Annotated in this window: 34 protein-coding genes and 1 pseudogene; 34 read left to right on the top strand and 1 reads right to left on the bottom strand. The window is 68.8% G+C overall.

Going from position 1 to position 20,889, the window contains the following annotated elements; all coding sequences use genetic code 11:
• The 31 genes and pseudogenes from VF647_06845 to rplQ form a co-directional block, all read left to right on the top strand.
• A partial coding sequence (locus VF647_06845) for a hypothetical protein (GenBank protein ID HEX8451793.1) occupies positions 1-87 on the top strand: 87 nt, incomplete at its 5' end.
• A gap of 88 nt (positions 88-175) precedes the next feature.
• Positions 176-484 carry a 30S ribosomal protein S10 gene (gene rpsJ, locus VF647_06840; protein HEX8451792.1) on the top strand — a complete coding sequence of 103 codons (309 nt, stop codon included), beginning with the start codon at positions 176-178 and terminating at the stop codon, positions 482-484.
• Positions 485-497: 13 nt separating this feature from the next.
• Positions 498-1,118, top strand: coding sequence for a 50S ribosomal protein L3 (gene rplC, locus VF647_06835; protein ID HEX8451791.1), 621 nt, complete (start codon positions 498-500; stop codon positions 1,116-1,118).
• 13 nt (positions 1,119-1,131) lie between these two features.
• Positions 1,132-1,776 carry a 50S ribosomal protein L4 gene (gene rplD / locus VF647_06830; GenBank protein HEX8451790.1) on the top strand — a complete coding sequence of 215 codons (645 nt, stop codon included), beginning with the start codon at positions 1,132-1,134 and terminating at the stop codon, positions 1,774-1,776.
• The gene (gene rplW, locus VF647_06825) at positions 1,769-2,059 is read left to right on the top strand and encodes a 50S ribosomal protein L23 (GenBank protein HEX8451789.1); all 291 of its coding nucleotides are present in this window, start codon (positions 1,769-1,771) and stop codon (positions 2,057-2,059) included. The genes rplD and rplW overlap by 8 nt, the downstream gene beginning before the upstream one ends.
• A 4-nt stretch (positions 2,060-2,063) precedes the next feature.
• Complete coding sequence (gene rplB / locus VF647_06820) at positions 2,064-2,906, top strand: 50S ribosomal protein L2 (GenBank protein ID HEX8451788.1); 843 nt, start codon at positions 2,064-2,066, stop codon at positions 2,904-2,906.
• Positions 2,907-3,093: 187 nt separating this feature from the next.
• The gene (gene rpsS, locus VF647_06815; GenBank protein HEX8451787.1) at positions 3,094-3,381 is read left to right on the top strand and encodes a 30S ribosomal protein S19; all 288 of its coding nucleotides are present in this window, start codon (positions 3,094-3,096) and stop codon (positions 3,379-3,381) included.
• A 24-nt stretch (positions 3,382-3,405) separates the two neighbouring features.
• Positions 3,406-3,756, top strand: a complete 351-nt coding sequence (gene rplV / locus VF647_06810) for a 50S ribosomal protein L22 (protein ID HEX8451786.1) — start codon at positions 3,406-3,408, stop codon at positions 3,754-3,756.
• A 2-nt stretch (positions 3,757-3,758) separates the two neighbouring features.
• Positions 3,759-4,424, top strand: coding sequence for a 30S ribosomal protein S3 (rpsC, locus tag VF647_06805; GenBank protein ID HEX8451785.1), 666 nt, complete (start codon positions 3,759-3,761; stop codon positions 4,422-4,424).
• Positions 4,425-4,442: 18 nt separating this feature from the next.
• Complete coding sequence (gene rplP / locus VF647_06800) at positions 4,443-4,901, top strand: 50S ribosomal protein L16 (protein HEX8451784.1); 459 nt, start codon at positions 4,443-4,445, stop codon at positions 4,899-4,901.
• The gene (gene rpmC / locus VF647_06795) at positions 4,898-5,104 is read left to right on the top strand and encodes a 50S ribosomal protein L29 (protein HEX8451783.1); all 207 of its coding nucleotides are present in this window, start codon (positions 4,898-4,900) and stop codon (positions 5,102-5,104) included. Before rplP ends, rpmC begins: the two co-directional genes overlap by 4 nt.
• The gene (gene rpsQ / locus VF647_06790; protein HEX8451782.1) at positions 5,104-5,400 is read left to right on the top strand and encodes a 30S ribosomal protein S17; all 297 of its coding nucleotides are present in this window, start codon (positions 5,104-5,106) and stop codon (positions 5,398-5,400) included. The genes rpmC and rpsQ overlap by 1 nt, the downstream gene beginning before the upstream one ends.
• A 69-nt stretch (positions 5,401-5,469) precedes the next feature.
• On the top strand, positions 5,470-5,838 hold the full coding sequence (gene rplN, locus VF647_06785) for a 50S ribosomal protein L14 (GenBank protein HEX8451781.1): 369 nt from the start codon (positions 5,470-5,472) through the stop codon (positions 5,836-5,838).
• An 8-nt stretch (positions 5,839-5,846) separates the two neighbouring features.
• Positions 5,847-6,170, top strand: coding sequence for a 50S ribosomal protein L24 (rplX, locus tag VF647_06780; GenBank protein ID HEX8451780.1), 324 nt, complete (start codon positions 5,847-5,849; stop codon positions 6,168-6,170).
• Positions 6,171-6,414: 244 nt separating this feature from the next.
• Positions 6,415-7,017: a 50S ribosomal protein L5 gene (gene rplE, locus VF647_06775; protein ID HEX8451779.1), complete on the top strand. Its 603-nt coding sequence runs from the start codon at positions 6,415-6,417 to the stop codon at positions 7,015-7,017.
• A gap of 172 nt (positions 7,018-7,189) precedes the next feature.
• Positions 7,190-7,375, top strand: a complete 186-nt coding sequence (locus VF647_06770; GenBank protein ID HEX8451778.1) for a type Z 30S ribosomal protein S14 — start codon at positions 7,190-7,192, stop codon at positions 7,373-7,375.
• A 189-nt stretch (positions 7,376-7,564) separates the two neighbouring features.
• Positions 7,565-7,957: a 30S ribosomal protein S8 gene (rpsH, locus tag VF647_06765; GenBank protein ID HEX8451777.1), complete on the top strand. Its 393-nt coding sequence runs from the start codon at positions 7,565-7,567 to the stop codon at positions 7,955-7,957.
• Between the two features lie 17 nt (positions 7,958-7,974).
• On the top strand, positions 7,975-8,514 hold the full coding sequence (gene rplF, locus VF647_06760; protein HEX8451776.1) for a 50S ribosomal protein L6: 540 nt from the start codon (positions 7,975-7,977) through the stop codon (positions 8,512-8,514).
• A 59-nt stretch (positions 8,515-8,573) separates the two neighbouring features.
• Positions 8,574-8,951 (top strand): 50S ribosomal protein L18, encoded by a 378-nt coding sequence (rplR, locus tag VF647_06755; protein HEX8451775.1) that lies wholly within the window; start codon positions 8,574-8,576, stop codon positions 8,949-8,951.
• Between the two features lie 275 nt (positions 8,952-9,226).
• Positions 9,227-9,715: pseudogene (gene rpsE / locus VF647_06750) on the top strand (30S ribosomal protein S5).
• Positions 9,708-9,908, top strand: a complete 201-nt coding sequence (gene rpmD, locus VF647_06745) for a 50S ribosomal protein L30 (protein HEX8451774.1) — start codon at positions 9,708-9,710, stop codon at positions 9,906-9,908. The pseudogene rpsE and the gene rpmD overlap by 8 nt, the downstream one beginning before the upstream one ends.
• Positions 9,901-10,359: a 50S ribosomal protein L15 gene (gene rplO / locus VF647_06740; GenBank protein HEX8451773.1), complete on the top strand. Its 459-nt coding sequence runs from the start codon at positions 9,901-9,903 to the stop codon at positions 10,357-10,359. The genes rpmD and rplO overlap by 8 nt, the downstream gene beginning before the upstream one ends.
• Positions 10,360-10,361: 2 nt before the next feature.
• Positions 10,362-11,687, top strand: a complete 1,326-nt coding sequence (gene secY / locus VF647_06735) for a preprotein translocase subunit SecY (GenBank protein ID HEX8451772.1) — start codon at positions 10,362-10,364, stop codon at positions 11,685-11,687.
• Positions 11,688-11,790: 103 nt separating this feature from the next.
• The gene (locus VF647_06730; GenBank protein HEX8451771.1) at positions 11,791-12,423 is read left to right on the top strand and encodes an adenylate kinase; all 633 of its coding nucleotides are present in this window, start codon (positions 11,791-11,793) and stop codon (positions 12,421-12,423) included.
• Complete coding sequence (gene map, locus VF647_06725) at positions 12,420-13,169, top strand: type I methionyl aminopeptidase (protein ID HEX8451770.1); 750 nt, start codon at positions 12,420-12,422, stop codon at positions 13,167-13,169. Before VF647_06730 ends, map begins: the two co-directional genes overlap by 4 nt.
• A gap of 191 nt (positions 13,170-13,360) precedes the next feature.
• Positions 13,361-13,477, top strand: a complete 117-nt coding sequence (rpmJ, locus tag VF647_06720; GenBank protein ID HEX8451769.1) for a 50S ribosomal protein L36 — start codon at positions 13,361-13,363, stop codon at positions 13,475-13,477.
• 24 nt (positions 13,478-13,501) lie between these two features.
• The gene (gene rpsM, locus VF647_06715) at positions 13,502-13,882 is read left to right on the top strand and encodes a 30S ribosomal protein S13 (protein ID HEX8451768.1); all 381 of its coding nucleotides are present in this window, start codon (positions 13,502-13,504) and stop codon (positions 13,880-13,882) included.
• 120 nt (positions 13,883-14,002) lie between these two features.
• Positions 14,003-14,395: a 30S ribosomal protein S11 gene (gene rpsK, locus VF647_06710; protein HEX8451767.1), complete on the top strand. Its 393-nt coding sequence runs from the start codon at positions 14,003-14,005 to the stop codon at positions 14,393-14,395.
• A 168-nt stretch (positions 14,396-14,563) separates the two neighbouring features.
• On the top strand, positions 14,564-15,202 hold the full coding sequence (gene rpsD, locus VF647_06705) for a 30S ribosomal protein S4 (protein HEX8451766.1): 639 nt from the start codon (positions 14,564-14,566) through the stop codon (positions 15,200-15,202).
• 82 nt (positions 15,203-15,284) lie between these two features.
• On the top strand, positions 15,285-16,376 hold the full coding sequence (locus tag VF647_06700; GenBank protein HEX8451765.1) for a DNA-directed RNA polymerase subunit alpha: 1,092 nt from the start codon (positions 15,285-15,287) through the stop codon (positions 16,374-16,376).
• A gap of 7 nt (positions 16,377-16,383) precedes the next feature.
• Positions 16,384-16,743, top strand: coding sequence for a 50S ribosomal protein L17 (gene rplQ / locus VF647_06695; protein ID HEX8451764.1), 360 nt, complete (start codon positions 16,384-16,386; stop codon positions 16,741-16,743).
• Positions 16,744-17,064: 321 nt separating this feature from the next.
• On the opposite strand, the gene rpmB is transcribed toward rplQ, so the two are convergent.
• Positions 17,065-17,253, bottom strand: a complete 189-nt coding sequence (gene rpmB, locus VF647_06690) for a 50S ribosomal protein L28 (GenBank protein HEX8451763.1) — start codon at positions 17,251-17,253, stop codon at positions 17,065-17,067.
• A gap of 171 nt (positions 17,254-17,424) precedes the next feature.
• Between rpmB and gmd the strand changes: the two genes are divergently transcribed.
• Genes gmd through cobA form a run of 3 tightly spaced genes read left to right on the top strand, consistent with a single transcriptional unit; the run spans position 17,425 to position 20,821 of the window.
• The gene (gene gmd, locus VF647_06685; GenBank protein HEX8451762.1) at positions 17,425-18,387 is read left to right on the top strand and encodes a GDP-mannose 4,6-dehydratase; all 963 of its coding nucleotides are present in this window, start codon (positions 17,425-17,427) and stop codon (positions 18,385-18,387) included.
• The gene (locus tag VF647_06680; GenBank protein ID HEX8451761.1) at positions 18,384-19,325 is read left to right on the top strand and encodes a GDP-mannose 4,6-dehydratase; all 942 of its coding nucleotides are present in this window, start codon (positions 18,384-18,386) and stop codon (positions 19,323-19,325) included. The genes gmd and VF647_06680 overlap by 4 nt, the downstream gene beginning before the upstream one ends.
• A complete protein-coding gene (cobA, locus tag VF647_06675) occupies positions 19,322-20,821 on the top strand; it encodes a uroporphyrinogen-III C-methyltransferase (protein ID HEX8451760.1) in 1,500 nt (499 codons plus the stop codon). Before VF647_06680 ends, cobA begins: the two co-directional genes overlap by 4 nt.
• Positions 20,822-20,889: the final 68 nt, after the last annotated feature.

The raw sequence follows: 20,889 nt of genomic DNA, 5'->3' as shown, positions 1-20,889 counted from the left end.
ATCGCCATGGAGAAGGAGCTGCGCTTCGCCATCCGCGAGGGCGGCCGCACCGTGGGCGCCGGCGTCGTCACCGAGATCGTAGAGTAGCATCGGTTGGCGGAGGCGCGGGGGGAATCGTCCCCTCGCGCCCCGGCAGTCGTTCCAGCCAAAACGTCAACCGACGCACGAGGGATACATGGCAGGGAAGATCCGTATCCGGCTGAAGGGCTTCGATCACGCGGTGATCGACCAGACCACGGCCGACATCGTACGCACGGCGGAGAAGACGGGCGCCACCATCAGCGGCCCCATCCCCCTCCCCACGCGAATCCAGCGGTGGACCGTGCTCCGGTCGCCGCACGTGGACAAGAAGAGCCGCGAGCAGTTCGAGCTGAAGACCCACAAGCGCGTCATCGACATCCTCGACTCGCGCCCGCAGACCGTCGACGCCCTCACCAAGCTGGATCTTCCGGCCGGTGTGGACGTCGAGATCAAGGTCGACTGAGGGAGGCGGAGAAATGTCAGGAATCATCGGACGCAAGCTGGGGATGACCCAGATCTTCGACGAAGCGGGCACCGTGGTGCCCGTGACCGTCATCCAGGCCGGCCCCTGCCCCGTGGTGCAGGTGCGGACCGCCGAGCGCGACGGCTACAGCGCGGTTCAGCTCGGCTTCGGCGCGCAGAAGGACGTGCGCGTGAACAACGCGGAGAAGGGGCACGCCACCAAGGCCGGCCTCGAGGCCGCCCCGGCGGTGCTCAAGGAGTTCCGCTTCGAGGAGAACGCTCCCGAAGTGGGCGGCACCGTGACGGTGGAAGGGTTCGAGCGCGGCGGCCGCGTGAAGGTGACCGGCGTGACCAAGGGCCGCGGCTTCCAGGGCGTGGTCAAGCGCCACGGCTTCGGCGGCGGGCGCGCCTCGCACGGCGCCACGCGCGTGCACCGCGCCCCCGGCTCCATCGGCGCGGGCACCAACCCGTCGCGCGTCATCAAGGGGAAGCGCATGCCCGGCCACATGGGCGACGCGCAGCAGACGGTCCGCAACCTCCTGGTGGCCAAGATCGACGCAGAGCGCAACCTGCTTTACGTGCGCGGCGCGGTGCCGGGCCCCGTGAACGGCGTCGTTTTCATCCAGAAGCAGTAGGGGGCCCGAGATCATGCTTTCCGCACGCTTTTTCAACGCCGCCGGCGAGCCGGGCGAGTCGGTACAGCTTCCTGAGGAGCTGTTCGACGGCATCGTGCACGAGGCCGCGCTGCACCAGACGATCAAGGCGTTCCTGGCCAACCAGCGCCAGGGCAACGCAGCAACCAAGACCCGTGCGCACGTGAGCGGGGGCAAGCGCAAGCCGTGGCGCCAGAAGGGCACCGGCCGCGCGCGCCAGGGCTCCATCCGCGCTCCGCACTGGCGGGGCGGCGGTGTGGTGTTCGGGCCGCACCCGCGCTCGTACCGCCAGGACATCCCCAAGAAGGTGAAGGCCCTCGCGCGCCGCTCCGCGTTCAACCAGCGGGCGCTCAACGAGGAGATCACCGTGATCGCCAGCCTGGCGATGGAGGCTCCCAGGACCAAGCGGGTCGCGGAGCTGCTGGGGAAGATGGGAGTGGCCGGCGCCAAGCGCGTGCTGGTGCTGACCAACGGGAGCCAGGAGACGGTGTACCGCTCGGTCCGCAACATCCCGAACGTGGAAGTGATGCCCTTTGCGCAGGCCTCGGCCTACGACGTGCTGCGCGCGCGCCAGCTGGTGATCGAGGCGTCCGCGCTGGACGCGGTCCGCAGCAGCACCGAAGAGGTGGCCCATGCGTAACATCAACGAAGTCATCGTCCGCCCGATCATCACGGAGAAGTCGCACGACCTCCTGGACCGGCTGGGCGCGTACTCATTCGTGGTAGACAAGGCGGCGAACAAGATCGAGATCGCCAAGGCGGTGGAGACGCTGTTCAACGTCAAGGTGGCGAACGTCCGCACCATGAACTACGCCGGCAAGCAGAAGCGCATGGGGCGGTTCATCGGCAAGAAGGTCAACTGGAAGAAGGCGGTCGTCACGCTTCAGGCCGGCGACAGCATCGAGCTCTTCGAAGGAGTGTAAGGCGATGCCGACCAAGCAGTTCAAGCCGGTGACCGCCGGCACGCGGTTCCGCTCCATCAGCGACTTCAACGAGGTGACCCACACGGGCCGCCCGGAGAAGAAGCTGACCGAGAAGATCCACAGCACGGGTGGCCGCAACCACCACGGGCGCGTGACCAGCCGCTTCAAGGGCGGCGGCCACAAGAAGGTGTACCGGGTGATCGACTTCAAGCGCAACAAGGTGGGGGCTCCGGCCACCGTCACGCGCATCGAGTACGATCCCAACCGCACCGCCAACATCGCCCTGATCGAGTTCCAGGACGGCGAGCGGCGCTACATCCTGGCCGCGCGCGGCCTCAAGGTGGGCGACACGGTGGTGAGCGGCTCCGGCAGCGACATCCGCACCGGAAACGCGCTGCCGCTCTCCGAGATCCCGCTGGGCACCATGGTGCACAACGTGGAGCTCCGCGCCGGCAAGGGCGGCCAGATGGCCCGCTCCGCCGGCGCCGGGGTGCAGATCGCGGCCAAGGAGGGCGACTACGTCACCCTCCGCATGCCCTCCACCGAGATGCGCATGGTCCGCAAGGAGTGCATGGCGACCATCGGTCAGGTGGGGAACGTGGACCACGAGAAGCAGTCGATCGGGAAGGCAGGCGCCAACCGCTGGCGGGGCAAGCGCCCGCACGTGCGCGGCGTGGCCATGAACCCGGTGGACCACCCGATGGGCGGCGGTGAAGGGAAGACCTCCGGCGGGCGCCCGCCCGTGACCCCGTGGGGCAAGAAGGAAGGGGTCAAGACCCGGAAGGTGAAGAAGGCCAGCAGCAAGCTGATCGTCCGCGGCCGCAAGCGGGGCCGGGCGACGAAGTAACCCCCGGGAATGGGGAAATGGGGACTGGGGAATGGTAACAGCTTTTGTTTTTTACCATTCCCCATTCCCCAACACCCATTCCCCGTTCCGTTCGCGTCCACCACTGGCTCCTCACGTGTGCCGGAGCGAAGTGGACTCCAACCCCGGGCGAACCTGACCCCGGGAGAGACGAAGAGCGAGAGACCGAATGCCGAGAAGCCTCAAGAAGGGGCCGTTCGTCCAGGACTCCCTGCTTGCCAAGATCCGCCAGATGAACGAGCGGAACGAGCGGCGGGTGGTCAAGACGTGGTCCCGTGCCAGCACCATCACTCCCGAGTTCGTCGGCCACACGCTGGCCGTGCACAACGGAAACAAGTTCATCCCCGTGTACCTGACCGAGCAGATGGTCGGGCACAAGCTCGGCGAGTTCGCGCCCACGCGCACTTTCCGCGGCCACGGCGGCAAGCTGGTCGACAAGCGCGCGAAGGCGCGTTAACCGATGCGAAAGGAGACTGACACGATGCAGGCTCGTGCCATCGCCCGCGGCGTCGGGATGTCGCCGCGCAAGATGCGGCTGGTCCTGGACCTGATCCGCGGCCGCGGCGTAAACGAAGCGTACGCCATCCTCAAGTTCTCGAAGAAGGGCGCCACGCGCCCCATCGAGAAGACCCTCCGCTCCGCCGTGGCCAACGCCACGCAGAAGGCCGACGAGGCGAAGGTCTACCTCGACGCCGACGAGCTGGTGGTTCGCGAGGCGTACGTAAACGAGGGTCCGCGGCTGAAGCGGTTCTCGCCCCGCGCCATGGGCCGGGCGACGCCGATCATCAAGCGGACCAGCCACGTCACCATCATCGTCGACCGCAAGGAGTAGCCGTGGGACAGAAGACGCATCCGAGGGGATTCCGCCTGGGCATCGTCGCCCCGTGGAAGTCCCGCTGGTACGCCGAGCGCAACTTCCCCGCGCTGCTCGTGGAAGACGAGACGATCCGGAAGTACCTGAACCAGCGCCTTGGGCACGCCTCGATCAGCGAGATCGAGATCGAGCGCAAGCCGGGGAAGGTCGTCGTGACCGTGCACACCGCCCGTCCGGGCGTGGTGATCGGCAAGGGCGGCTCCGAGGTCGACAAGCTGCGCGACGAGCTGGGCCGCCTTTCGGGCGGCAGCGAAGTGGCGATCAACGTGGAGGAGGTGAAGCGCCCCGAGGTGGACGCGCAGCTCATCGCCGACTCGATCGCCCACCAGATCGTGCAGCGCGTGTCGTTCCGCCGCGCCATGAAGCGCGCCGTGCAGAACGCCATGCGCTCCGGCGCCGAGGGGATCAAGGTTCAGGTGGCCGGCCGCCTCAACGGCGCCGAGATCGCCCGTACCGAGATGTACAAGGAGGGGCGCATTCCGCTCCAGACGCTGCGCGCCGACATCGACTACGCACAGTCGACCGCCCGCACCACCTACGGCACCATCGGGGTGAAGGTGTGGGTGTTCAAGGGCGAGGTGGTGGAGAGCCGCCGCACCGGGCGCACCTATTCCACGGACGCCTGAGCCGAAGGGGATTGAACGATGCTTGCTCCCAAGAGAGTTAAGTTCAGAAAGCAGATGAAGGGCCGCATGCGTGGCAAGGCCACGCGCGGCAACTACGTGGCGTTCGGCGAGTACGGGCTGCAGGCCCTGGAGCCGGGTTGGATCACCAACCGGACCATCGAGGCCGCCCGTATCGCCATGACGCGCCACATCAAGCGCGGCGGCAAGGTGTGGATCCGGATCTTCCCGGACAAGTCCATCACCAAGAAGCCCCTCGAAGTGCGCATGGGCAAGGGCAAGGGCAACCCCGAGGCGTGGGTGGCCGTGGTGAAGCCGGGCCGCATCATGTTCGAGCTGGAAGGGGTCGCGCCCGAGGTGGCGAAGCGCGCCATGCAGCTGGCCGCGGCCAAGCTGCCGGTGAAGAGCAAGTTCATCGTCCGCGAGCGCTCCGGCCAGGAAGCCGCCGTGGCCGCTACCGCCGAGGGAGGTGCCGCGTGAAGACGTCCGATATCCGCGAGCTGACGGACCAGGAGATCGCCGACCGGATCACGCAGCTGCAGGAGGAGCGGTTCCGGCTGCGCTTCCGCGCCGCGACGCAGCAGCTGGAGAACCCGATGGTGCTCCGCACCATCCGCAACGACATCGCGCAGCTCAAGACCGTGCAGCGCGAGCGTGAACTGCAGACCGCGAAGGCCAGCTGATGAACGCCGAGAACCAGAACGCCGCCTCCGCGCAGGGGCAGGACGAGCGCGGCCGCCGCAAGACGCGCGTGGGCGTCGTCGTCTCCGACAAGAGCGACAAGACCGTGGTGGTGAAGGTGGAGCGCCGCTTCGCCCACCCGCTGTACGGCAAGCAGGTGACGCGCACCAAGAAGTACCACGCGCACGACGAGGGGAACGAGTACCACGTCGGCGACACGGTCCGGATCACCGAGACGCGCCCGCTCAGCAAGCTGAAGCGTTGGCGCGTGTCGGAGCTGATCGAGCGGGCCCGCTAACCTCGGCGGCTCTTCCCCGCCGGCCTTAGGCGCCGGCGGGATGGCCCACGGATCACAGGAAACGAACCCATGCTGCAGCAGGAATCGATCATCCGCATCGCCGACAACTCGGGCGCCAAGCGCGCCCTGGTGATCCGCGTGCTGGGTGGAAGCAAGCGCCGCTACGCCTCCATCGGCGACCGCGTGATCGTGGCCGTCAAGGACGCGCTCCCGGACGGCACGGTGAAGAAGGGCGACGTGGCCACGGCGGTCATCGTGCGCACCACCAGCAACGTGCGGCGCAAGGACGGCTCGTACATCCGCTTCGACGAGAACGCGGCCGTCATCATCAACGACGCGGGCGAGCCCCGCGCCACCCGCATCTTCGGGCCGGTGGCCCGCGAGCTGCGCGACAAGCGCTACATGAAGATCGTCTCGCTGGCCCCGGAGGTGATCTGATGGCCAAGATGAAGATCCGCCGCGGCGACCGCGTCAAGGTGATCGCGGGGAACCACAAGGACCAGGAAGGCGTGGTCCTGCGCGTGGAGCCCGAGAAGAACCGCGTGGTCATCCAGGGCGTGAACATGCGCAAGCGGCACATGAAGCCCTCGCAGGCCTCGCCGGAAGGCGGGATCGTGCAGTTCGAGGCGCCGGTGCACGTGTCGAACGTGATGCTGCTGGACCCCACCACGGGCGAGCCCACGCGGGTGCGCTCCGGGGTGGACGCCGACGGAAAGCGCCAGCGCGTCTCGGTGCGCTCGGGGAACGCGATTCCGCGGGTGCTGGACTGACGACGGGGAAGTCCTAAGTCCTAAGTCCTAAGTCCTAAGTCCTAAGTCCTAAGTCCTAAGTGCTAAGTAACCGCGGTTCAGCACTTAGCACTTGGCACTTAGCACTTCCAGAGGGATGCGTGGGATTTCTGGTACTTTGAAATGATTCTGCCCGGGGGCCGCGCGCACATGGCGCGCCGGTCCCCGCGCGTGACCGCCCCCCCGGGCCCCCTGCGGGCCGCGTGGGGATACGGAGCGAACTGAAATGTCGACGACCGAAAACGGCGCCGCCGCGCGCCAGAAGCCGCGCCTGCAGCGCTACTACGAAGAGACGGCGCGCCCTAAGCTCCGCCAGGACCTGGGGCTCACCAACGTGATGCAGCTTCCGACGCTCGAGAAGATCGTCATCAACGTGGGCCTGGGCGAGGCGCCCAAGAACCCCAAGCTGCTGGACGCGGTGGTGGCCGAGCTGGGCCAGATCACCGGCCAGAAGGCGGTGGTGACCAAGGCCAAGAAGGCCATCTCCAACTTCGCCCTGCGCGAGGGCTCGCCCATCGGCGCGGCGGTCACGCTGCGGCGCGAGCGGATGTGGGAGTTCCTGGACCGCCTGATCAACGTGGCGATGCCGCGTATCCGCGACTTCCGCGGCGTGTCTACCCGCTCGTTCGACGGGCGCGGCAACTACACGCTGGGCGTGAAGGAGCAGCTGATCTTTCCGGAGATCAACTACGACAAGGTGGACAAGATCCACGGGATGGACATCACGATCGTGACGTCCACCAACCGCGACGACCTGGCGCTGGCGCTGCTGCGCGAGCTGGGCGTGCCGTTCCGGGGCGAGACCCCGGTGCAGGTGAACGCGGGGTAAAACCGCAGTACCCAGTGCCTGGTGCTCAGTGCCTAGTGCCAAGTGCCTGATTCCGTTATCTTTGCGGATTCCGGGCGCCGCGCTGGTCCACTGGGCACCGAGCACTTGGCACTGGGGACCAGGCACTGGGCACTGTTGTCCAGCGCAATCGCAACAACTCTAGGCACGGTCCATGGCACGCAAGGCCCTGATCGAACGGAACAACGGCAAGCAGAAGTTCGCGGTACGCCACCGCAACCGGTGCAACCGGTGCGGGCGCCCGCGCGCTGTGCTGCGGAAGTTCGGGCTCTGCCGCATCTGCTTCCGGCAGATGGCGCTGGCCGGGGAGATCCCCGGGGTGCGCAAGGCGAGCTGGTAAACGGCAGTGCTAGGTGCTAAGTGCTAAGTGCTAAGTGCCAGGTGTTAAGTCTCGGGTGGCTGTCGTCAGCACTCCAGGACTTAGCACTTAGGACTTAGGACTCCCGCACTCAGTACTTGGGACTTCCCCCTTCTCAACTTCCTACGAGTCCGGCCACCAACGCGCCGGATACTATAGGAGAATCGGGCGATGATGACCGACCCCATCGCCGACATGCTCACTCGTATCCGCAATGCGGGTATGGCGCGCCAGCGCCGAGTGGACATGCCGGTGTCGAAGCTGAAGACGGAGATCGCGCGGCTCCTCAAGGACAACGCGTACATCCACGACTACAAGCTGCTGGACGACGGCAAGCATGGCGTGCTTCGGCTTTACCTGAAGTACTACCAGGAGCAGCCGATCATCCGGGAGCTCAAGCGCGTCTCCAAGCCGGGGCTGCGCCGCTACGTGGGCGCGGAAGAGATTCCGCGGGTGCGCAACGGGCTGGGGATGGCCGTGCTCTCCACCTCGCGCGGGGTGATGACCGACCGCGAGGCCCGCGCCGCCAAGATCGGCGGCGAGCTCCTCGCCATCGTCTACTAACCGCGAGAGGAGCCAAGATGTCGCGAATCGGAAGAAGGCCGATCGCCATCCCCAGCGGGGTGGACGTTACGATCGACGGGCAGCACGTGCGCGTGAAGGGCCCCAAGGGCGAGCTCGCCCGCACGCTGCACCGCGAGGTGATCGTGCGCCGCGAAGAGGAGAACATCCTGGTGGAGCGCCCCTCGGACGCGCCCACCCACCGCGCCCTGCACGGCCTCAGCCGCACGCTGGTGGCCAACATGGTGGAGGGCGTCACCACCGGCTTCACCAAGACGCTGGAGATCGTGGGCGTGGGCTACCGCGCGGAGACGAAGCCCTTCGGGCTGACGCTGGCGCTGGGCTACTCGCACCCGATCGACTACAAGGCGCCGGAGGGGATCACCCTGCGCGCCGTGAACCCCACCACCGTCGAGATCTCCGGGAGCAACAAGGAAGTCGTCGGCCAGGTGGCGGCCGAGATCCGCTCCCTCCGTCCCCCCGAGCCGTACAAGGGGAAGGGCGTGAAGTACCAGGGCGAGGTGATCCGCCGGAAGGCCGGGAAGGCGGGCGGCAAGTAAGCCGCCCCCGTCCCAACGTTAGGCGAATCATCGCATAGTCAACCAACAGGAACGGAACGATGGCGAAGAGACTGCGCATCAAGTCGCGCCGGGACCGCCGCGAGCGGCGTCACCGCCGCGTACGCGCCAAGGTCAACGGCACGCAGCAGCGGCCGCGGCTGGTGGTGTACCGGTCGCTCAACAACGTCGAGGGGCAGGTGGTGGACGACGTGGCGGGGAAGACCCTGGTGGGCCTTTCCACACTGAACTCCGACCTCCGCGCCCAGCGCGCCGAGCAGACCAAGACCGAGCAGAGCCGGGCCGCGGGCCGCGCGCTCGCCGAGCGCGCCAAGGAGATGGGGATCACCCAGGTGGTCTTCGATCGCGGCGGCTACCTGTACCACGGCCGCGTCAAGGCCTTTGCCGAGGGCGCCCGCGAGGGCGGCCTCGAGTTCTGAGGGAGATCTCAATGGCTGAGCAGCAGAACAGGACCGGCGGCGCCCCGGGTGGCGGCGGTGGCGGCGGGCGCGGGCGTGGCGGCGGTGCCCCGGGCGGCGGCTTCGGCGGCGGTGCCGGCGGCGGCCGTGGCCGCGGCGGCGGCGCTCCGGGCGGCGGCTTCGGCGGCGGCGGCGGGCGTGGCGGGCAGGGCGGCGACGACCGCGGCGCGCGCGGCCAGGGCGGCGACCGCCGCGGCGGGCGCGACGGCGGCCGTGGCGGGCGCGACCAGGCCCGCGAGAGCGAGTTCAAGGAGAACGTGATCCACATCAACCGCGTCGCCAAGGTGGTGAAGGGCGGCCGGCGCTTCTCCTTCACCGCGCTGGTGGCCGTGGGCGACCAGGCGGGGAAGGTGGGGATCGGCACCGGCAAGGCGAACGAGGTTTCGGAGGCGGTGCGCAAGGCGATCGACTCGGCCCGCCGCGCCATGGTGCGCGTGCCGGTTCTGGCCGGCACCCTGCCGCACGACATCATCGGCGAGCACGGCGCCGGGCGCGTCCTCCTTCGCCCCGCGGCCCCGGGCACCGGCGTGATCGCCGGCGGCGCGGTTCGCGCGGTGCTGGAGTGCGTGGGGGTGCACGACATCCTCACCAAGTCGCTGGGGAGCAACAACCCCTTCAACATGGTGCACGCCACCATGGACGCCCTCACGCACCTCACCACGCGCGAGCAGATCGCGCTGGAGCGCGGCGTGACGGTGGAGTCGCTGGGAGGCGCCCGTGGCTAAGATCCTCATCAAGCAGGTCAAGAGCGGCGTAGGCGCGCCGAGCAAGCACCGCGCGACGCTGCAGGCGCTGGGGCTCAAGCACCAGCGCAGCGTCGTCCAGGACGACAACTCCGCGATCCGCGGCATGATCTTCCAGGTCCGCCACCTCGTAGAGGTGAGCGAGGCCCCCGAAGGGCAGGTGACCAATGGCTGACCTCAGCAACCTGCGGGCGCCGGAAGGCTCGCACCGCGACACCAAGCGCCTGGGGCGCGGCCCCGGCAGCGGCCAGGGCAAGACGGCCGGCAAGGGGCACAAGGGCTCCATGGCCCGCGCCGGCCACTCGGGCCCCGGCGGCGGCAAGCCCGGCTTCGAAGGCGGCCAGATGCCGCTCCACCGCCGGCTCCCCAAGCGCGGCTTCACCCCGCTCAACCGGGTGGAGTACCAGGTGGTGAACCTGTACCAGCTGGAGAAGCTGGAAGAGGGCTCCGACGTGACGCCCGAGACGCTGCACGCGGCCGGGCTGGTGGGCCACCCGCGGCGCCCGGTGAAGGTGCTGGGCACGGGTGACCTCACCCGCAAGCTCAACATCTCGGCGCACCGCTTCAGCCAGAGCGCCCGTCAGAAGATCGAGGGGCTCGGCGGCACCGTCCAGGAGATCGCCTGATCATGTCGAATCCCGTCGCGAACCTTTTCCGGATTCCGGAGCTGAAGGAGAAGATCCTCTTCACGCTCATCTGCCTGGCGGTGTACCGCACGGGCGCGCACGTCACGGCTCCGGGGATCGACGTCAACGCCCTCGCGGCGTACGTCGGGCAGCTCCAGGGGACCGCGTTCGGGATCTACGACATGTTCGTCGGGGGCGGGCTCTCGCGCGCCACGGTGTTCGCCCTCGGCATCATGCCGTATATCTCGGCCAGCATCATGTTCCAGCTGCTGGCCACCGTAGTGCCCTCCGTGGAGAAGATGCAGAAGGAGGGTGAGGAGGGGCGCAAGAAGCTGACGCAGTACACCCGCTATGCCACCGTGGTGCTGGCGACGTTCCAGGCCTACGGCTACGCCGTGTTCGTGGAGTCGGTGCCGGGCGGCGTGGTGTACCCGGGGTGGGGCTTCCGCCTGTCGATGATCCTGACGCTCGTTACGGGCGCCGTGTTCATCATGTGGCTGGGCGAGCAGATCACCGAGCGGGGGATCGGCAACGGGATGAGCCTGATGATCTTCTTCTCGATCGTCGAGGGGATCCCGTCGGCGTTGTACGAGACGGGGCGGCTGGTGAGCCTGGGCCAGGTGCGCCCGGTGGCGATCCTGGTGCTGGTGGCGCTGATGCTGGCCACCATCTCGGCGACGGTGGCGCTCACCATGGCGCAGCGCAAGGTCCCGGTGCAGATCCCGCAGAAGGTGATGGGGCGCGGGCGCATCCGGCAGGGGCAGAAGTCGTTCATCCCGCTTCGGCTGAACATGGCCGGCGTGATGCCGATCATCTTCGCCCAGTCGATCATGATCGTGCCGGCCACGATGGCGCAGTTCTGGCCGAACGTGGGGCCGATGCGGGCGCTGGCGGACGTGTTTGCAGTGAACACGTGGCCGTACCACCTGGCGTTCGCGCTGCTGATCATCTTCTTCACGTACTTCTACACCGCGATCATCTACAACCCGGTGGACATCGCGGAGAACCTGAAGAAGCAGGGCGCGTTCGTGCCGGGGATCAAGCCGGGCGCGAACACGGCCAAGTACATCGACCGTGTGATGACGCGCATCTCGCTTCCGGGCGCGCTCTTTCTGGCCGCCATCGCCATCATCCCGGCGGTGATCCTGCACTCGCTGGGCGTGACGGGGCTGAACCGCGTGCTTGGCGGTACGGGCCTCCTGATCGTGGTGGGCGTGGCGCTGGACACGGTGCAGCAGATGCAGCAGCACCTCCTGCTCCGCCGCTACGACGGCTTCATGAAGAAGGGGCGCGTCAAGTTCCGCGGACGGCAGCAGCGGTTTATCTGAACGGCAGTGCCGAGTGCCCAGTGCCGAGTGCCTAGTAACTCCGAGCGGTTACTGGGCACTTGGCACTAGGCACTGGGCACTTTTCCCCGTAATTCGGCACACAATGGATCTGATTCTCCTCGGCGCCCCGGGTGCCGGCAAAGGTACCCAGGGCGCGCTGCTCGCCGAGCGGATGGGCGTGCCCAAGATCGCCACCGGCGACATGCTGCGCGACGCGCTCCGCCAGGGCACCACGCTGGGGCAGGAGGCCAAGCGCTACATGGACGCCGGCGAGCTGGTGCCGGACACGGTGGTGCTGGGACTGGTGCGCGAGGCGCTCACCCGGCCCGAGGCGAAGACGGGGGCCATCTTCGACGGCTACCCGCGCAACGTGGCGCAGGGCGAGTCGCTGGCCGGGCTGCTGGACGAGATCGGGCGCCGCATCGACGCGGTGGTCTACATCGACGTCCCGGAGGAGGTGATCGTGCGCCGCATGAGCGGGCGCCGCACCGACCCGGAGACGGGCGCCGTGTACCACCTGGAGCACGCGCCGCCCCCGGCCGAGATCGCCGGGCGGCTGGTGCAGCGGCCGGACGACCAGGAGGAGACGGTGCGCAACCGCCTGGCCATCTACCGCCAGACCACGGCGCCGCTGGTGGCCTTCTACGAAAGCGCGGGCGTGCCCGTGCACCACGTGGACGGCACCCGGCAGATCGAGCAGGTGCAGGGCGAGATCATGGAGCTGCTGGGGCGGTGATCCACCTCAAGACGGCGTCCGAGATCGACGCGATCGCCCGCGGCGGGGCGGTGCTGGCGGCGCTGTACCGGGAGCTCCCCTCCAAGTTGGAGCCGGGGGTGACCACGGCCGACCTGGACCGCTGGGCCGAGGGGTTCATCCGCGGCCACGCGGGAGCCGAGCCGGCGTTCAAGGGGCTGTACGGTTTCCCCGCGACGCTGTGCATCTCGGTGAACCACGAGGTGGTGCACGGCATCCCCTCGGTGCGCCGCAAGCTGGTGGAGGGGGACCTGGTGTCGGTGGACTGCGGCGTCAAGCTGGACGGCTTCTACGCCGACGCCGCCGTCACGCTCCCCGTGGGCGAGCCCGCGCCGGAGGCGAAGCAGCTGGTGGAGCTCACCCGCGACGCCCTCTACAGGGGGATCGCGGAAGCCCGCCCGGGAAACCGGCTGGGCGACGTGGGCGCCGCCATCCAGGAGGTGGCGGACCGCCAGGGGTACGGCGTGGTCCGCGAGCTGGTGGGCCACGGCCTGGGCCGCAGCCCGCACGAGGAGCCGCAGGTTCCCAACTTCGGGAAGCGCGGCAAGGGGATGAAGCTGGTGGAGGGGCTGGTGATCGCCATCGAGCCCATGTTCAACCTGGGCACCGCCGGCGTCCGCACCCTCCCCGACCGCTGGACCGTGGTGACCGCCGACCGCAAGGTCTCCGCGCACTGGGAGCATACGGTGGCGGTGACGGCGGAGGGGCCGAGGATTTTGACGGCGTAGGGAATAGGGAATAGGGAATAGGGACTAGGGATTAGGACAGCAGGGGAATAGGGAATAGGGACTAGGGATTAGGACTGCAGCGGCTGTTACCTATTCCCTGATCCCTAATCCCTAATCCCTTGCAGTTGCCAAATACGCGAAGTTCGCCTATTTTACCAGGCTACAGTTCAAACCGTACCAGAGAGGCGACGATGAAGGTCCGCGCGAGCGTCAAGCCCATCTGCGAGCACTGCAAAGTGATCCGCCGGCGTGGGGTTGTCCGCGTCATCTGCAAGAAGAACCCGCGCCACAAGCAGCGGCAGGGTTAACCAGCACACGGCTCAGGAGGCAGAGTGGCCCGTATTGCCGGCGTCGATCTTCCCCGCGAGAAGCGGGCTGAGATCGGCCTCACGTACATTTTCGGGATCGGCCGCACCTTGTCGAAGAGGATTCTCGGCGAGGCGGGGGTCAACCCGGACACGCGCGTCCACGCCCTCAGCGAGGACGACGTCAACCGGATCCGCCGCGTCATCGACGCGACGTACCGGGTGGAAGGCGCGCTGCGCTCCGAGATCTCGCGCAACATCAAGCGCCTGATGGACATCGGCTCGTACCGCGGCCTGCGCCACCGCCGCGGGCTGCCCGTCCGCGGCCAGCGCACGCACACCAACGCGCGCACCAAGAAGGGTCCCCGCCGCGCCATCGCGGGGAAGAAGAAGCCCGGCAAGAAGTAAGGCGGGCTCTGATCGGGGGGTGCTCGCGCGCCCTCCGATGATCACGCCGCCGGGCGGGTGCCCGGCGGCGAAGTACCGGAATCGCGGTAGGCCGCGAGACAACTGGAGAGTCGAGAAAGCATGGCAAAGCCGAAGACGGCGGGGCGCCCCAAGGCCAAGCGCAACGTCGAAGCGGAAGGAGTCGCCCACGTCAAGGCGACGTTCAACAACACCCTCGTCACCATCTCCGACATGGCAGGCAACTCCGTCGTGTGGGGGAGCGCCGGCAAGGCGGGGTTCAAGGGCTCCAAGAAGAGCACGCCCTTCGCCGCCACCGTGGCCGCCGAGCAGGCCGCCCGCGAGGCGCTGTCGCTGGGGATGAAGCGCGTGCACGTGCGCGTGCAGGGCCCCGGCAGCGGCCGCGAGTCCGCCATCCAGGCGCTCGCCGCCAGCGGGCTGGGCATCCGGTCGATCCGCGACGTCACGCCGATTCCGCACAACGGCTGCCGGCCGCCCAAGAAGCGCCGCGTGTAAGAAAGGGAATGGGGAATGGGGAATGGGGAATCCGCGGTCCCTCGAGATCCAGCGGAAGGTCGATTCCCCAAAACCCATTCCCCATTCCCCGCAGTTCCAGGGCGTAAACCTCCGCGACCGTAGGGGGGACGAAGCCCGCGCAAGCACACCACCTAAACACGGTTGACCATGGCTCGTTACACCGGGCCTTCGTGCCGGCTTTGCCGCCGCGAAGGGCAGAAGCTGTTCCTCAAGGGCACCAAGTGCTTCACCGAGAAGTGCCCGGTGGAGCGCCGTCCGTACGCCCCCGGCCAGCACGGCCAGACGGGCGGCGGGCGACGCAAGAAGGCCTCCGAGTACGCGCACCAGCTTCGCGAGAAGCAGAAGGTGAAGCGCATCTACGGCGTGGCCGAGCGTCCGTTCCGCAACCTGTTCGAGAAGGCCGCCCACGCCAAGGGCGTCACGGGCGAGAACCTCCTCGTGGGGCTCGAGAGCCGGCTGGACAACATCCTCTACCGGATGGGCTTCGCGTCCACCCGCAAGGAAGCCCGCCAGCTCATCACCCACGGGCACGTGCAGGTGAACGGCCACAAGCTGGACATCGCCTCCGCCCAGGTGCATCCGGGCGACGAGGTGCGGATCGCTCCCAAGAGCAAGGACATCCTGCCGGTGCAGGCGTCGCTCGCCGCCAAGACCAAGCCGAACACGGTGAACTGGCTGGCGGTGGACGAGGGCTCGCGCACCGGGCGCATGGTGTCGCGCCCCACCCGCGCGGAGATCCCGCTCGCGGTGCAGGAGCAGCTCATCGTCGAGCTCTACAGCAAGTAATCGCGCGAGGGAGACCCGCGGCGGCGCGTGTGTGCCGCGGCGGGTCTTCCCGGCTTCCTATCCATACTGGGAGGGAAAACGAGTGGAACTCGATCTTAGCGGCCTGCAGATGCCCAATCTGCCAGAGCTTCCGCGGGAAGGGCAGATCGTGCTTCGCCCGCTGGAGCGCGGCTTCGGGCACACGATGGGCAACACCATGCGGCGCATCCTGCTGTCGAGCCTGCGCGGCTCGGCGGTGTGGGCGTTCCGGGCGGACGGGGTGCTCCACGAGCACCAGACGATCGCCGGGGTGGTGGAAGACGTCCACCAGGTGATCCGCAACCTGAAGGCGCTGGTCCTGCGCATGGCGGAAGACACGGACGAGGCGGTGCTGGAGCTGCGTGCTACGCAGGCCGGCCCGGTGACGGCGCGAGCCATCACCCCGCACCCGTCGGTGGAGGTCATCAACTTGGACCACCACATCCTCGAGCTGCAGGACGACCGCGACCTGCGCATCGAGCTGTACGTGAACAAGGGGCGCGGCTTCGTGCTCGCCGAGCTCCACCCCATTCCGCGCGGCATGCCGGCGGACCTGGTGCGGGTGGACGCGGTGTACAACCCGGTGACGCGCGCCAACTTCGTGGTCGAGGAGACGCGCGTGGGCCAGCGCACCGACTTCGACCGCCTGGTGCTCGAAGTGGAGACCAACGGGGCGATCGACGTGCGGAGCGCGGTGCAGTACGCGGCGCGCCTCGCCATCGAGCACCTGGCCTTCCTGGCCGGGGGCACGCCCGAGTGGCGGATGGACCGCAGCTGGGGCGAGGGTTCGGGGATGGGCGCGGCGGTTCCCGCCGGGCGCTCGCCGGTGCCGGGGAAGCTCCAGGAGCTCCTCAACCGCCCCATCGAAGACCTTACCGAGCTCTCCGTGCGCAGCCGCAACTCGCTGCAGAAGGAGAACATCCACACGGTCAAGGACCTGGTGCAGCGCAGCGAGCAGCAGATGCTGGCGATCGACAACTTCGGCAAGAAGTCGCTCCAGGAGATCAGCGACTTCCTGGCCGGCCACGGGCTGCGCTTCGGGCAGGAGCTGGACCAGTCCGACGACGGCACGCTGATGTGGGTCGTCCGCGACCTTAACGGCGGCGACGCCACCGACACGAACCGGGCCGGCGCCGACGGCACCGAGCAAGGATGAGGGTGCTATGAGACACGGAAGCAAGGGGAAGCAGCTCGGGCGTACGGCGGAGCACCGTACGGCGACGCTGCGGAACATGGCCACCAGCCTGTTCCGCCACGGCCGCATCCAGACGACGACGGCCAAGGCGAAGGAGCTGCGTCCGTTCGCGGAGCGGCTGATCACGCTCGCGCGGCGGGGCGACCTGCACTCGATCCGCATGGCGGGCCGGCAGATCCAGGACCGCGAGGTGCTGTCGCAGCTGTTCAAGGAGATCGGTCCGCGTTTCGCGGAGCGCAACGGTGGCTACACCCGCGTGCTCAAGACCGGCTTCCGCCAGGGCGACGGCGCCGAGACCGCGCTGATCGAGCTGGTCGATCGCGGCTGAGCGGTTCCGTTCCGCAAGAAGATGCCCCGGTGCTGCTCGCAGCGTCCGGGGCTTCTTCTTGTTCTACAGCATGTTCTCACGCAAAGACGCGAAGACGCCAAGACCTACAGAAAAACAGCCTCACACAGAGAACACAGAGGGAACTACAAGCCACAGAGAAAACCTTTATTGCTTTTCTCTCGGTATCTCTGTGGCTCTGTGTGAGACCGCTGTTGCTTTTCCTTTGCGTCTTCGCGTCTCCGCGTGAGGCCGCAGTTGCGGTTAAAACGAAACGGCCGCACACCGGGGTGTGCGGCCGCTTCGGGTTGTCACGCGAACGGCTCAGCCCGCCTTGCGGATCTTGCCGGCGGAGATGCACGCGGTGCAGACACGCACACGCTTGTTGCCGTTCTCCGTCACGATGCGAGCGGGCTGGAGGTTCGGCCGCCAGACACGCTTGGTCTTGTTGTTCGCGTGGCTGACGTTGTTCCCGCTGCGCGGGCCCTTCCCGCAGACGGCACAGAAAGCCATCGGAGTCTCCTGATGCGTACGTAATTCCGGATGTGGCACAAGCTGGTCAATGTAAGCCCTCCACCCCTTCCGGTCAAGCGGGGGCGCGTTGACACCCCACACCCGGCGGGGTAAATTCCCGCGCTTCCCTGGCCCGGCAAGCCGGGCTATCGAATTCCACGTACTCCGCTTATGAAAACCGCGCTCATCACGGGCATCACCGGCCAGGACGGCTCCTATCTCGCCGAGCTCCTCCTGGAGAAGGGATACAAGGTATACGGGCTCGTCCGCCGCAGCTCCACCGTCACCTTCGAGCGGATCCAGCACATCCAGGACCGCATCGAGTTCCTCTCCGGCGACCTGACCGACCAGAACTCGCTCTACTACGCGCTGGAGCAGTCGCGGCCGGACGAGGTGTACAACCTGGCCGCGCAGTCGTTCGTGCAGACTTCGTGGACGCAGCCCGTGCTCACCGGCGACGTCACGGCGCTGGGCGTTACGCGGATGCTGGAGGCGATCCGCATCTTCGACCGCAAGATCCGCTTCTACCAGGCGTCGTCCAGCGAGATGTTCGGCAAGGTGCAGGAGGTGCCGCAGGTGGAGAGCACGCCCTTCTACCCGCGCTCGCCGTACGGCGTGGCCAAGGTGTACGGGCACTGGGCCACCGTCAACTACCGCGAGAGCTACGACATCTTCGCGGTGAGCGGCATCCTGTTCAACCACGAGTCGCCGCGGCGCGGGCTGGAGTTCGTTACGCGCAAGGTGACCGATGCCGCCGCCCGCATCAAGCACGGCCTGGACGACAAGCTGCGCCTTGGCAACCTGGACGCCCGGCGCGACTGGGGCTTCGCCGGCGACTACGTGAAGGCGATGTGGCTGATGCTGCAGCAGGAAGAGCCGCGAGACTACGTGGTGGCCACCGGCGAGACGTACTCGGTGCAGGACCTGGTCTCCACCGCCTTCGAGCACGCGGGGCTGGACTGGCGCGAGCACGTGGTGCTGGACGAGCGCTTCGTGCGCCCCGCCGAGGTGGACCTGCTCATCGGCAGCCCCGCCAAGGCGAAGGCGGAGATGGGGTGGGAGCCGGAGGTCGGGTTCCGCCAGCTCGTGACGATGATGGTGGACGCGGACCTGGAGCGGCTGGCGCGCCGGTGAGGGCGCTGGTCACGGGGGCGGGCGGATTCGTGGGGAGCTACCTCGTCCGCTCGCTGGTGGCGGACGGGGTGGAGGTGTTCGCGGGTTCGCTGGAAGGCACGCCCCCGTCCGGTGACCCGGCGGGGGCGCGCTGGCTTGCGCTGGACGTGACCGACCCCGCCTCCATCGCCGCCGCGGTGGCCGAGGCGCGCCCGGAGGCCGTCTTCCACCTGGCGGGGCAGGCCAGCGTCGCCAACTCGTTCGGGGACCCCGTGGGGACGTGGGACGCGAACGCCACCGGCACGCTGCGGCTGGTGGAGGCGCTGGCCGAGGGGACGCGGATGGTGCTGGCCGGCTCGGCCGAGGTGTACGGCGCGGTTCCGGAGGCGGAGCAGCCGATCAGCGAGGAGCGGCCGCTGTGCCCCGCCAACCCGTACGCCGCATCCAAGGCCGCGGCGGAGATGGCGTGCGTGGGCGTGGCCGCCGTGCGCGGGGTGGAGGCGGTGGTGGCGCGCTCCTTCAACCACACCGGCCCCGGGCACGACCCGCGCTTCGCCCTGCCGAGCTGGGCGCGCCAGATCGCCGCCATCCGCGCGGGCAATGCGGAGCCGGTGCTGCGCGTGGGGAACCTGGAGGCGCGGCGTGACCTGCTGGACGTGCGCGACGTCGTGCGCGCCTACCGCCGCCTTGCCGAGGCCGGCGTCCCCGCCACCGCCTACAACGTCTGCTCCGGCGCCGCGTCGTCGATGCGCGAGGTGCTGGACGCGCTGGTGGAGATCTCCGGCGTGGAGGTGCGGGTGGAGCAGGATCCTGGCCTCGTGCGGCCCGTGGACGTCCCCCTGCTGCTGGGCGACGGATCGCGGCTGCGGGGGCTGGGATGGACGCCGGAGATCCCCCTGCGCCGCACGCTGGCCGACCTTCTCGCCGCGGAAGACGAGCGCGCGGGAACGGCGCGGTGACGGGCACCGTCTACCTGGTGGGCGCCGGGCCCGGCGACCCGGGGCTGCTCACGCTACGCGCCGCCGAGCTCCTGGCGCGCGCGGACGTGCTGGTGTACGACGCGCTCGTGTCGCCCGCCATCGTGGAGCGCGCCGCCCGCGCCGAGCGCGTGTACGTGGGGAAGCGCGGCGGCGAGCACACCCGCACGCAGGAGCAGATCAACCAGCTCCTCGTGGAGCTTGCGGGGCGCCACCGCACGGTCGTCCGCCTCAAGGGGGGCGACCCGTTCGTCTTCGGGCGGGGCGGGGAGGAGGGGCTGGTGCTGCGCGCGGCCGGGGTGCCGTTCGAGGTCGTGCCGGGGATCACCTCGGGCGTGGCGGGTCCCGCGTACGCCGGCATCCCCGTGACGCACCGTGGCGTCGCCGCGTCGGTGGCGCTGGTGACGGGGCACGAGGATCCCACCAAGGACGACACCGACCTGGACTGGGCGCACCTGGCGCGCGGCGTGGGGACGCTGGTCTTCTACATGGGCGTGGGGAAGATGGCGGACAACTTCGCCCGCCTGGTGGAGGGCGGCCGCTCCCCCGACACGCCCGCCGCCGCCGTGGAGTGGGGGACGTACCCCCGCCAGCGCACCGTCAGCGGGACGCTCGACACCCTTCCGGCGCTGGTGCGCGAGGCGGGGATCGGCGCGCCTTCGGTGGTTGTGGTGGGCGAGGTGGTGGCGCTGCGCGACGAGCTGGCGTGGTTCGACCGCCGTCCGCTCTCCGGGCGCCGCATCGTGGTGACGAGGGCGCGCGCGCAGGCCAGCGACTTCGCCGCGGAGCTGGAGGCGCTGGGCGCGGAGGTGATCCAGTTCCCCACCATCCGCATCGAGGCCGCGCCGGACGTGGATGCGCTGCGGCGGGCCGCGGCGGGGGTGGCGGAGTTCGACTGGGTGGTCTTCACCAGCGCCAACGGGGTGGAGCACTTCTGGGCCGCGCTGGAGCACCAGGGGCTCGACTCGCGCGCGCTGGGCGGCGTGCGGGTGTGCGCCCTCGGCCCCGCGACGGCGGCCGAGCTGGCGCGCCACGGCGTGCGCGCGGACCTGGTGCCGGAGGAGTACGTGGCCGAGGCGACGGTGGAGGCGCTCGGCGCCGCCGCCGATCTGCGCGGCGCCCGCATCCTGCTGCCGCGCGCCGAGGTGGCGCGCGCGGTGCTCCCCGACTCGCTCCGGGAGCGCGGCGCGGAGGTGGTGGAGGTCGCGGCCTACCGCACCGTGCAGGACGGCGCCGGCGCCGACGAGGTCAAGCGCCGCATCGCCGCGGGCGAGGTGGACCTGGTGACGTTTACCGCCAGCTCGACGGTGCACAACTTCGCGGATCTCGTGGGGGCGGACACGGGTGGGGCGGCGGTGGCATCCATCGGCCCCATCACCTCCGGCACCCTGCGCGAGCTGGGCATGCGGGTGGACGTGGAGGCGGCCGAGTACACGATTCCCGGGCTCCTCGCCGCGATCCGCGGGTATTGGGGCTAATGTCGAAGATCGAAGAATCTCACGCGGAGGCGCGGAGACGCGGAAGAGGGGCGGAGTGCTCTCCCGCG

Origin of the sequence: Longimicrobium sp., assembly GCA_036387335.1 — a bacterium.
Lineage (GTDB): Bacteria > Gemmatimonadota > Gemmatimonadetes > Longimicrobiales > Longimicrobiaceae > Longimicrobium.
The sequence above is the reverse complement of the archived record's forward strand: the minus strand, read 5'-3'. Positions and strand labels throughout refer to the sequence as shown.